This window comes from Sandarakinorhabdus limnophila DSM 17366 (assembly GCF_945882885.1).
GTDB lineage: Bacteria > Pseudomonadota > Alphaproteobacteria > Sphingomonadales > Sphingomonadaceae > Sandarakinorhabdus > Sandarakinorhabdus limnophila_A.
Genome location: NZ_CAMCWT010000071.1, coordinates 1 through 9,924, shown reverse-complemented (window position 1 = coordinate 9,924; position 9,924 = coordinate 1). Strand labels below are relative to the sequence as shown.

At 65.1% G+C, this 9,924-nt stretch carries 12 protein-coding genes; 6 read left to right on the top strand and 6 right to left on the bottom strand.

Annotation, left to right across the window (positions count from 1 at the left end):
- Together gyrB and Q7O19_RS12085 are read left to right on the top strand one after the other, a co-directional pair.
- Positions 1-2,326: DNA topoisomerase (ATP-hydrolyzing) subunit B (gene gyrB, locus Q7O19_RS12090; protein ID WP_303810764.1), on the top strand; the 2,326-nt coding region annotated here is incomplete at its 5' end.
- A 1-nt stretch (position 2,327) separates the two neighbouring features.
- Positions 2,328-3,020, top strand: coding sequence for an aspartate/glutamate racemase family protein (locus Q7O19_RS12085; RefSeq protein ID WP_303810763.1), 693 nt, complete (start codon positions 2,328-2,330; stop codon positions 3,018-3,020).
- Here the strand turns inward: Q7O19_RS12085 and Q7O19_RS12080 are convergent.
- Both Q7O19_RS12080 and Q7O19_RS12075 read right to left on the bottom strand, forming a co-directional pair.
- Positions 2,980-4,098, bottom strand: a complete 1,119-nt coding sequence (locus Q7O19_RS12080; RefSeq protein ID WP_303810762.1) for a P1 family peptidase — start codon at positions 4,096-4,098, stop codon at positions 2,980-2,982. The genes Q7O19_RS12085 and Q7O19_RS12080 overlap by 41 nt on opposite strands.
- Before the next feature lie 273 nt (positions 4,099-4,371).
- Positions 4,372-4,731: a UrcA family protein gene (locus tag Q7O19_RS12075; RefSeq protein WP_303810761.1), complete on the bottom strand. Its 360-nt coding sequence runs from the start codon at positions 4,729-4,731 to the stop codon at positions 4,372-4,374.
- 280 nt (positions 4,732-5,011) lie between these two features.
- Between Q7O19_RS12075 and Q7O19_RS12070 the strand changes: the two genes are divergently transcribed.
- Positions 5,012-5,437 (top strand): Rrf2 family transcriptional regulator, encoded by a 426-nt coding sequence (locus tag Q7O19_RS12070; protein ID WP_303810760.1) that lies wholly within the window; start codon positions 5,012-5,014, stop codon positions 5,435-5,437.
- 13 nt (positions 5,438-5,450) lie between these two features.
- Here the strand turns inward: Q7O19_RS12070 and Q7O19_RS12065 are convergent, their stop codons facing one another.
- Genes Q7O19_RS12065 through mscL form a run of 3 tightly spaced genes read right to left on the bottom strand, consistent with a single transcriptional unit; the run spans position 5,451 to position 7,132 of the window.
- The gene (locus Q7O19_RS12065) at positions 5,451-5,903 is read right to left on the bottom strand and encodes an META domain-containing protein (RefSeq protein ID WP_303810759.1); all 453 of its coding nucleotides are present in this window, start codon (positions 5,901-5,903) and stop codon (positions 5,451-5,453) included.
- Positions 5,904-5,918: 15 nt separating this feature from the next.
- A complete protein-coding gene (locus Q7O19_RS12060; protein WP_303810758.1) occupies positions 5,919-6,695 on the bottom strand; it encodes a hypothetical protein in 777 nt (258 codons plus the stop codon).
- Positions 6,692-7,132 (bottom strand): large conductance mechanosensitive channel protein MscL, encoded by a 441-nt coding sequence (gene mscL / locus Q7O19_RS12055; protein WP_303810757.1) that lies wholly within the window; start codon positions 7,130-7,132, stop codon positions 6,692-6,694. The genes Q7O19_RS12060 and mscL overlap by 4 nt, the downstream gene beginning before the upstream one ends.
- 127 nt (positions 7,133-7,259) lie before the next feature.
- Between mscL and Q7O19_RS12050 the strand changes: the two genes are divergently transcribed.
- Genes Q7O19_RS12050 through Q7O19_RS12040 form a run of 3 tightly spaced genes read left to right on the top strand, consistent with a single transcriptional unit; the run spans position 7,260 to position 9,347 of the window.
- Positions 7,260-7,859: a LemA family protein gene (locus tag Q7O19_RS12050; RefSeq protein WP_303810756.1), complete on the top strand. Its 600-nt coding sequence runs from the start codon at positions 7,260-7,262 to the stop codon at positions 7,857-7,859.
- Positions 7,860-7,884: 25 nt separating this feature from the next.
- Positions 7,885-8,679: a YgcG family protein gene (locus tag Q7O19_RS12045; RefSeq protein WP_303810755.1), complete on the top strand. Its 795-nt coding sequence runs from the start codon at positions 7,885-7,887 to the stop codon at positions 8,677-8,679.
- Positions 8,679-9,347, top strand: coding sequence for a TPM domain-containing protein (locus tag Q7O19_RS12040; protein ID WP_303810754.1), 669 nt, complete (start codon positions 8,679-8,681; stop codon positions 9,345-9,347). The genes Q7O19_RS12045 and Q7O19_RS12040 overlap by 1 nt, the downstream gene beginning before the upstream one ends.
- Before the next feature lie 18 nt (positions 9,348-9,365).
- Here the strand turns inward: Q7O19_RS12040 and Q7O19_RS12035 are convergent.
- Positions 9,366-9,924 (bottom strand): glutathione S-transferase family protein (locus tag Q7O19_RS12035; RefSeq protein WP_303810753.1); only part of this gene is annotated, 559 nt, incomplete at its 5' end.

The window sequence follows — 9,924 nt, the reverse complement described above, 5'->3', positions numbered from 1 at the left end:
GGATGCCGTGCGCAAGCGCCCCGGCATGTATATTGGTGATACGGACGATGGTTCGGGCCTGCACCACATGGTGTTCGAAGTTTCGGACAACGCCATCGACGAGGCGCTGGCTGGCTATTGCGACCGCATCGATATCACGATGAACGCCGATGGTTCAGTGAGCGTCACCGACAATGGCCGCGGCATCCCCACCGGCATCCACGCCGAAGAAGGCGTGTCGGCGGCCGAAGTGATCATGACCCAGCTGCACGCCGGCGGCAAATTCAACAACAGCGACGACAATGCCTACAAGGTTTCGGGCGGTCTGCACGGGGTGGGCGTATCGGTGGTCAACGCGCTGTCTGAATGGCTGGAGCTGACGATCTGGCGCGACGGCGAAGAACATTGGATGCGCTTCCACCATGGCGACGCCCAGGCGCCGCTGGCGGTGCGCGGGCCATCGAATGGCAAGCGCGGCACCCGCGTTACCTTCTTCCCCAGCATCGGCACCTTCAAGTTCATCGATTTCGATTTCGCCAAGCTGGAACATCGCTTCCGCGAGCTGTCCTTTCTTAACAGCGGCGTGCGCCTGTTCCTCAACGATGCCCGCCATGCCGATGTAAAGCAGGTGGAGCTCTATTACGAAGGCGGCATCGCGGCCTTCGTGAAGTTCCTCGACAAATCCAAGACGCCGCTGATTCCCAATCCGATCGCCATCACCGGCCAGGCCAATGATATCGGCATCGATGTCGCGCTGGAATGGAACGACAGCTACTACGAACAGGTGTTGTGCTTCACCAACAACATCCCGCAGCGCGATGGCGGCACCCACCTCGCCGCCTTCCGCGCCGCGCTGACCCGCACGCTGAACCAGTATGCGGAAGCCTCTGGCCTCCTGAAGAAGGAGAAGGTCAACCTTACCGGCGACGACATGCGCGAAGGCTTGACGGCCATTGTTTCGGTGAAGCTGCCCGATCCCAAATTCTCGAGCCAGACCAAGGACAAGCTGGTTTCATCGGAAGTGCGCCAGCCGCTGGAAAGCCTGATGGCCGATCGGCTGGACGTGTGGCTGCAGGAAAACCCCGCTCACGCCAAGACCATCGTGGCCAAGATCATTGATGCCGCCGCCGCGCGCGAAGCCGCGAAGAAGGCGCGTGACCTGACCCGGCGCAAGGGCGTGCTCGAAGTGTCGGGCCTGCCCGGCAAGCTGGCCGATTGCCAGGAGCGTGATCCGGTGAAATCGGAATTGTTCCTGGTCGAAGGCGATTCCGCCGGCGGCAGCGCCAAGAATGGCCGCAACCGCCAGAACCAGGCCATCCTGCCCCTGCGCGGCAAGATCCTGAACGTAGAGCGCGCCCGGCTCGACCGCATGCTGGCTAGCCGTGAAATCGGTACGCTGATCCAGGCGCTGGGCACCAGTATCGGGCCGGAATTCAACCTCGAAAAACTGCGCTATCACAAGGTCATCATCATGACCGACGCCGATGTGGACGGCGCCCACATCCGCACGCTGCTGCTCACCTTCTTCTTCCGCCACATGCCGACGCTGATCGACGGCGGGCACCTGTTTATCGCCCAGCCGCCGCTCTACAAGGTCACGCGCGGCCGTTCGGAAGTCTATCTGAAGGACAATGCGGCGCTGGAGGATTATCTTGTCGAAGCTGGCGCCGGCAATCTGGTGCTCACAACGGCGGCCGGCCCGCGCAGCGGCGCCGATCTGGCGGCGCTGGTGGAACATGCCCGCCGCATGCGGGCGCTGATGGCCTATGTGCCGCGCCGCTACCCGGCGGCTGTGATCGACGCGCTGGCCCTGAATGGCGCATTGGCCCGGCCCGATGCGGGCGCGGCGGCGACGACCGCAGCCTGGCTGAGTGCCGCCGATACCGATGGCGGCCGCTGGACGGTGACAGTCACCGATGATGGTGGTTATCACGCCGCGCGCGAATGGCGCGGGGTGACCGATCACCATGTCATCGATGGCGCCTTCCTCTCTTCTCCCGAAGCCCCGCGCCTTGCCGCGTTGGCTGCGCAGGAAGCCGCGGCCTATGCCGCGCCATCGCAACTGGGCAATTTCCGCATCACCAGCCCGGCCGATCTGCTTGCGGCGGTGCTCGATGCCGGCCGCAAGGGCCTGGCCATCGCCCGCTACAAGGGCCTGGGCGAAATGAACGCCGACCAATTGTGGGAAACCACGCTCGATCCGGCCGCCCGCACCCTGCTCCGCGTCGACGTGGATGAAGCGGCGGATGCAGACGACATCTTCGCCAAGCTGATGGGCGACGTGGTGGAAGAACGCCGCAACTTCATCCAGGAAAACGCGCTGAACGTGGCGAATCTGGACGTGTGATATGCATATCGGCTTGATCGGCGGCATCGGGCCGGCCGCGCAGGATTATTACACACGCCAATTGATCGACCATTTTTCCCACGCCGGGGTGGGGCTGGATTTGACCACAGCGCATGGCGACGCGCCGACCCTGCTTGCCAATCTGGCCGCCGATCGCCGCGCCCAACAGGCAGCGATCTTCGTGCGCCTGACTGAACGCCTTGCCCGAGCCGGCGCCGAATTCGTTGCGGTCACATCAATTGCCGGGCATTTCTGCCGGGCTGAATTTGCCGCCGCCTCGCCGCTGCCGGTGATCGACATGATCGATGCGGTGGCGCGCGACGTTGCCGCACGCGGCGTGCAGAAGCTGGGCATTCTGGGCACAAAAACCGTCATGGCGTCAGGCTTTTATGGTGGCATCACCACCGCGCGGGTTTTCACCCCGACCGATCTTGACGCGGTACATGCTGCCTATGCGGCCATGGCCACTGCCGGCACGGTCAACGCCGGGCAGCGGCAGATTTTCGAGAACGCGGCCGAGGAGCTGATGGCGAAGGGCGCTGAGGCCATCCTGCTTGGCGGGACCGATCTGGCCTTGGTGTTCGATGCTGTCACGGCACCGTTTCCGGTGATCGACTGCGCAGCTCTCCACGCTGTGGTCATCGCGCAGCAGGCTATTGGGCAGGCTGGCCCGCCGCCGCCAGCAGCCGCCTGATCAACGCCCGGTCCAGCGCTACTGCCCGGCGGGTTTCGTCCGTCCCCGGTTCGCGGCTGGTGACGGTTTCAGCGGCGAGCAGGCTGTTGGCAATGGCTTCTTCGGTTGCGTCGGCGGCCGCGATGAACAGCGGCGTGGTCGCCTCGTTGCCCAGTTCCGGATAAGCGGTGCTCGCGGCCCGGCGGGCGGCGGTGCGGCGGACGCTATCGGCGGTGGAAAAGGCGATGGCATAATCGCCGCTGCCGTTGGAGAAGGCCGATCCGGTGCGGGCGAGGCCGGCCATGGCGCGCGCCGCCAGCCGGGTGAGGTTGCGGTCGGACAGCGGCGCGTCGGTGGCGACCACGATCATGATCGAGCCGTCAGCCGAGACGCGCGCTGCTGTCTTGCCCGGCGGTGGTGGGATGGGGACGCCCGCGAGGATCAGCCGGCCGCCATAATTGCTCTGCACCAGCACGCCCACGGTGAAGCCTTCGGGCGTGCGCCGTGACGAAGTGCCTATGCCGCCTTTGTAGCCAAAGGCAATCGTGCCGCGTCCGGCACCGACCGCGCCTTCCTGCACGGGGCCGGGCCTGGCTTCGGCGATGGCGCGGCGGGCATCTGTGATGCTGAGGGCGCGGGCGCGGATATCGTTGAGCCCGCCATCGTTGGTTTCGCCGACCACGGCGTTGACCGAGCGCACACCCTCGTTCCCTGGCTGGCTGAGCGTGTGTTCGATGATGGCGGCAGCAGCTTCCGGCACGTTCAGCGTGTTGGTGAGCATGATCGGCGTTTCGATCTCGCCCAGTTCGCGCACCTGGCTCAAGCCCATCAACTTGCCGAACCCATTGGCAACAAAGATGCCGGCAGGCACCTTCTCGGCAAAGATGTTGCCGGCATGGGGCAGGATGGCGGTGACGCCGGTGCGGATGGTGTCGCCGCGATCAAGCGTGAACTGGCCGACAGCCACGCCGGGCACATCGGTGATGGCGTTGAGCGGTCCGGTGGGCATTGGGCCGGGCGCGATGCCGAAGTGGCGGGCGCGGATGGCCGCAGCGGGGTGGGCGGTTATCAGGGCGAGGCTGAGGAAGAGGAGGCGCATGGCGCATCATGACGTGCCGCGCCCAAAAATAAAGTGCCGCCCGGCGTCGAGGGATGGGAGACGCCGGGCGGCACCGTCACAATGCACCCCGAGAGGGGCAAGAGAGGCGCATCGGAGCTCTTGGGGAGAACGAAGACTGGGGGGCTCTGTGGGCGGGGCGCACCTTGATGGGGGGTGAAGGGTGCGCCACCGGCCGTATCGGCGGGCAAGGACGGCCCCTGCCCCAATCCTCGAACGAAGTTCGAAGAAAGCGCCCGCCGTGTTGTCAGGCGATCAGCCGGTCACCTTGTCGGCAGCGATGGCCGCCATGGTGGCGCTGCGGGTGGCCTTCAGGGTTTCCTGATAGCAGGCATATTCCTCGGCGACCGCCATGCGGCTGGCATCGGAACCATGGCACACCTGCTTGGCGGTGGCGCGCAGGCGGTTTTCGAGGCGGCTGCGGCCAGCCGGCGAACCCAGGTCGAGATCGGCATAGGCGACATAGGCGACCTTGTGGCCGGCTTCGTTCTTGCCATAGGCGATCTGGGCGTTGGCCGGGGTGGCGGTGGCGCCGACGATGCACAGGCCGGCGAAGAACAGGGTGCCGGCAGCGCCGACCAGGTTGCGAGAGAAGTTCTGGGCTGAAGTGAACATGGGGGACCTCTTGTCTGCTTCAGCGGCCGGACCATCCGGCTGCCGATGCCAACAACTTCGCAAAGCCCGTGCCAACTGCCCTGAAAAAATCGCCTATAGTAATAACAACGGGTTATGGGGATCTGCGTATTGCATATCCATGACAGCCCTGTCGAATAAACCAAAAAATCAGTAAATTTTACTATTAATCGGCAATTCATTCCCAGCCATGTTGCCGGCCTGGCACGGCCATTTGGCTTGGCAGCAATTCCTTGCTGGTGCATAGGATAAGGGGTTCATCATGCTCAACCAGCGCTCCCGCTATGCGCTTCGCGCGCTCATCTTCATCGCCCGTTCGGGCGGGGTTGCGCCTGTGCCGATTTCGGTAATCGCCGCCGATCAGCAGCTGCCGCGCAAGTTCCTCGAAGCCATATTGCTCGATCTGAAGAATGGCGGCGTGGTGAACAGCTATCGCGGCAAGATGGGTGGATACCGCCTGGCCCGCCCGGCCAGCCAGATCAGTTTCGGCGAGATCATCCGCCTGATCGAAGGCGCGCTGGCCTTGGTGCCGTGCGTTTCGGTTTCGGCCTATCAGCGCTGCGACGATTGTTTCGAGGAAACCACCTGCGTGATCCGCAAGGTGATGCTGGTGGTGCGCGAACAGACCGCGGATATTCTCGACAACACCACGCTCGCTGACCTGTCGGTAGACCGCGTCGCGGCTTGATCAGGGCCTGATTTCAGGGCTGGGCTGCTTTGCGCAAGGTGAGTTTGCGGCCATCGGGGGTGGCCAGGATCGCCGCACCATCCGCCGTATAGGTCACGCTGTTTGCCGCTTCCAGCAGCGCCAGCACCCGTTGTTCGATTTCCATCGCGGGCGGCGGGCAGGCCATGCGGGTGGAGGCCATCGGCCCCAGCTTCAACGTGGCGCCATCCTGTTTCCAGTTGCCGCTGAAGCGGTTGCAGCCGGCCGTGCCTGAAAGCCGGCTGGTGCCCTGATCGCCGGGATCGAACATCAGGCGGCTTTGCGCCACCGGGCCGCCGCCGTTCAGATCTTCAATCTGCCATTCGCCTTCCGGGCTGCCGGCGATCACCGGCGGCTTTCCCGACAGCGCTTGGCCCAGTTGCTGGCGCTGATCGCGGCAGCCGGCCAGTGCGAGGAGGGCGAGGGGGAGAAGCAGGGCAGCACGCATGGTGCCATCCTGCCGCTAGCCGCCGGCCGGTGCAAGGCTGGCGACCAGCGCTTCCATCGCCGATTGATCGACCAGGATGGCGCCATCGGCCGGCCGGTCGAGATCGAGGATCAGCATGATGGTGAGTCCCATCAACAGGAAAAGAATGCCCGACGCAAAGCGGTGCTGGTGACCATGAGCGTCGAGCATGTAGCCGAGCAGGAAGCAGGCGACGCAGGCAAAGATCACCAGCAGCAGCATTACCTCGCCGGGCACACGCGCCGCCACGGCCTTCTCGCGCTGCGTACCCGTGTCAAGCACGGCGTTGACGGCGCTGACCAGATTGGTGGCGCGCGGGCCGTCCAGCGTTGCCTGCGCCGTGGCGGTGATCGCCCACACACGGTTGCGCAGGGCGGCGGCTCGGGCGAGCTTTTCGGTTTCGTGCGGCAGCGGGCTGGTCACCCGAATCCTTGCATAATCGGCCAGCGCGTTCTGCAATGCCGGCCCATGCGGCGCCGCCACCAGCCCGGCGCGCAGCCAGGCCGTGCCGATGTCGTTGGCTTCCTGCACCACCAGCTGGCGGCGCTCGTCATAACGGCTGAGCGCCATGGAGAAGGTGAAGCCCAGCAGCAGCGCCAGCACCAGCAAGGCGGTGGAGAGAACCTGGCTTTCATCCTCGGCCCCGCCCTCACCACCAAAGCGGCGGTGATAACGGAAGCCCAGTTCGGCGGCGATGAAGAACAGCGCCAGCAGCACCGCCGGAATGGCGGGCAACGGCACCAGATCGATCAGGCCCGCCAGATCAGAGATCAACCGCGGCCCTTCCGCAGTTCATCGCGGATTTCGGCGAGCAGCGCTTCGGACGGCGTCGGGCCGGGCGGTTCGGCCGGGGCTTCGGCCGGCTTGGCCATCGCCTTGTTGGCCGCCTTCACCATCAGGAAGATCACAAAGGCGATGATGACGAAGTTGATGAAGGCGGTGACGAACTTGCCATAGCCGAACAGAGGCACACCGGCCTTTTTCAGCGCCTCGTAATCGGTGGGGCTGCCGGTATAATCGGCTGGAATGTCACCCAGCACGACGAACAGGCTGGTGAAATCCGCTCCGCCCGATACCAGACCAATGATCGGCATCACCATGTCTTCGGTGAAGCTGGTGACAACCGAACCGAACGCGGCACCGATGATCACGGCAACGGCCAGATCAAGCACATTGCCGCGGGCGATGAATGCCTTGAATTCTTGCAGCATGATTTCTTCACCCCCCTGTTGAATCGCGGCAATACGCATTATCTAGTGGTGACCAATGCGCAAAGATTTCGTTCACTCTGCCATAAATTGCGGCCCGCGCAAGCCGCCGCCACGGGAGACTTTTTCCATGACCAAGGCCCTTCGTCGTCCCGCCGCGCTGGCCGCACTGGCCGGCACCGCGCTGCTGCTGTCGGGCTGCGGCGTCAACACCATCCCTGCCAAGGAAGAGGCGGTGAAGGCCAAGTGGGCCGATGTGGAAAACCAGTATCAGCGCCGGGCCGATCTGATCCCCAATCTGGTGAGCACCGTGAAAGGCTATGCCGTCCAGGAAAAGGACGTGCTGGAAGCCGTGACCAAGGCCCGCGCCAGCGCCAGCCAGGTGACAGTGGACCCGACCAAGCTGTCGGATCCCAAGCAGCTTGCGGCGTTCGAACAGGCGCAGGGCGCGCTTGGCCAGTCGCTCGGCCGGCTGCTGGTGACGGTGGAGAAATACCCCGATCTGAAATCCAACGAGCTGTTCCTGCAGCTGCAAAGCCAGCTGGAAGGCACCGAGAACCGCATCACCGTGGCGCGCCGCGATTACAATATGGCCGTGCAGGATTATAACACCGAAATCCGCACCTTCCCGTCGCTGATCACGGCCAAGGTGGTTTATGGCGCGCAGCCGATTGCGCCGTTCAAGGCCACGACGGTGAATGCCGACAAGGCGCCCGAGGTGACGTTCTGAAACCCCGGTTCGGGGAGCACGAGCAATGACGGCGCTGCGCCGGAGTTACCTGCCGGCCATCACCCTGCTGCTGGCGATGCTGTGGGCCTTGTTCACGGCGCTGCCAGCCGCGGCTGAGCCGACCTTCCCGAAACTCACCGGCCGCGTCACCGATGCGGCCGGCGTGTTGCCTGCCGACACGGCGGCAGCGCTGGAGGCCAAGCTGAAGGCGCTGGAAGACACGACCGGCACCCAGCTGGTGGTGGCGACCGTGCCCGATCTGCAGGGTTATGAGATCGACGAATATGGCTATCAGCTGGGCCGGGCCTGGGGGATCGGCCAGAAGGGCACCAACAACGGCGCCATCCTGCTGATTGCGCCGGCCCAACGCAAATTGCGCATCGAGGTTGGCTATGGCCTGGAAGGCGTGCTGACCGATGCGGTGTCCAGCCGCATCATCCGGCAGGCGATTGTTCCGCGCTTCAAGGCTGGCGACATTGCCGGCGGCTTGGCAGCCGGTGCCGATGATCTGATCGCGCTGCTGCAACTGCCGCCGGAGGAACAGGCTGCCTTTGCGGCCCAGGCCAAGGCGGCGAGCGCCGACGCAGGCGACAGCCCCGGCTGGGGCGCGCTGGTCTGGCTGATCGTCATCATCGTCTGGATCATCATCGCCTCGCGCCGCGGATCGCGCGGGCGGCGCAGTGGCCCCGTGATCCTGTGGGGCCCCGGTATCGGCGGCAACTGGAGTGGCGGTGGCGGCTCAGGTGGCGCCGGCGGCTTTGGCGGCTTTTCGGGCGGCGGCGGCAGCTTTGGTGGCGGCGGCGCTTCGGGGGATTGGTGATGCTGTTCAACGACACCGATCGCGCCTGCATCGCTGCGGCCATCGCGCAGGCCGAAGCCAGCACGGCCGGCGAGATTGTGGTGATCATCAACACCCGCCCGCACCGTTATGCCGCGACCATGCTGGCAACAGCGGTGCTGGCGGCCTTCACCCTGCCGTTCGTGGCGGTGCTGGCCGGGTGGACGCCCTCGTTGCTGTTCCCCGATTGGGACACGATCGACGCCGCCACGCGGGAAACGCATGGCATCGAAGGCTTTGCCGCCGTGCAGGCGCTGGTGTTTGTCGTCACGCTGGCGCTGGTGGCCGGCCTTCGGCTGGACCGGGCGCTCACCCCGCGCGGGTTGCGGCGGGATCGGGTGCACCATGCCGCCATGATGCAGTTCCGGGCGCGCGGGCTGGCGGCCACGCAAGGCCGAACCGGCGTGCTGCTCTATCTGGACGAGGCCGAACATGTGGCCGAGGTGATCGCCGATGAGGCTGTGTTTACCCGGGTGGCGGCCGACGAATGGGCCGAAACCATCGCGGCGCTGGTTGCGGGCATCAAGGCCGGCCGTGCCGCCGATGGCCTGGTGACGGCGATCGGACGCGCCGGCGCGGTGCTGGCGGCGCATCTGCCGGTGCAGGCCGGCGATGTGAACGAACTGCCCGACACGCTGATCGAAATCTGACGCGCCGGGCGGCGTTCCTCAGGCAGCGGCAGAGGGCCGGGCGGCCACGCGCTTGTGCCACGCTGGCAGCCAGGTGAGGCCGTCGGGCAGCGGCTGGCCCACTTGGGCGCCGAACTCGATAAAGCAGAACAGCAGGATATCGGCCAGGGTGAAGCGATCGCCGCAGACGAACTCGCCCTTCATCAGCCCATCGAGCCAGAGCAGCTTCTTCGCCGCCAGCGCCTTCAGCTCATCGCCGCCGCTTACCGACATGATCGGGAAGCGCGGTTCGAACATCGGCCGGCCCTGCGTAGCGCGAAAGCCGTTGGCCATCGTTTCGCAATAGCCCAGATCGATGATGCGCACCCATTTGCGGGTTTCGGCGCGTTCTTCGGCGGTGGTGCCGATGATGGCAGGCGTGGGGTGAATCTCTTCCAGATATTCGGCGATAACGGTGATTTCGCTGATGATGCGGCCATCGTCCAGCTCCAGCGCCGGCGTGCTGCCAGCCGGCACCTTCTTGATATAATCGCCGCTGCGGTTGACGCCGGCCATGATGTCGATGGTTTCGGTGGGCAGCGTGATGCCCTTTTCGGCC

What these genes read in the sequence shown, in the direction of transcription:
- Q7O19_RS12085 (WP_303810763.1), top strand. Translation starts at nt 2,328, where the DNA reads ATGCATATCGGCTTGATCGGCGGCATCGGGCCGGCCGCGCAGGATTAT.
- Q7O19_RS12080 (WP_303810762.1), bottom strand. Translation starts at nt 4,098, where the DNA reads ATGCGCCTCCTCTTCCTCAGCCTCGCCCTGATAACCGCCCACCCCGCT.
- Q7O19_RS12075 (WP_303810761.1), bottom strand. Translation starts at nt 4,731, where the DNA reads ATGTTCACTTCAGCCCAGAACTTCTCTCGCAACCTGGTCGGCGCTGCC.
- Q7O19_RS12070 (WP_303810760.1), top strand. Translation starts at nt 5,012, where the DNA reads ATGCTCAACCAGCGCTCCCGCTATGCGCTTCGCGCGCTCATCTTCATC.
- Q7O19_RS12065 (WP_303810759.1), bottom strand. Translation starts at nt 5,903, where the DNA reads ATGCGTGCTGCCCTGCTTCTCCCCCTCGCCCTCCTCGCACTGGCCGGC.
- mscL (WP_303810757.1), bottom strand. Translation starts at nt 7,132, where the DNA reads ATGCTGCAAGAATTCAAGGCATTCATCGCCCGCGGCAATGTGCTTGAT.
- Q7O19_RS12050 (WP_303810756.1), top strand. Translation starts at nt 7,260, where the DNA reads ATGACCAAGGCCCTTCGTCGTCCCGCCGCGCTGGCCGCACTGGCCGGC.
- Q7O19_RS12045 (WP_303810755.1), top strand. Translation starts at nt 7,885, where the DNA reads ATGACGGCGCTGCGCCGGAGTTACCTGCCGGCCATCACCCTGCTGCTG.
- Q7O19_RS12040 (WP_303810754.1), top strand. Translation starts at nt 8,679, where the DNA reads ATGCTGTTCAACGACACCGATCGCGCCTGCATCGCTGCGGCCATCGCG.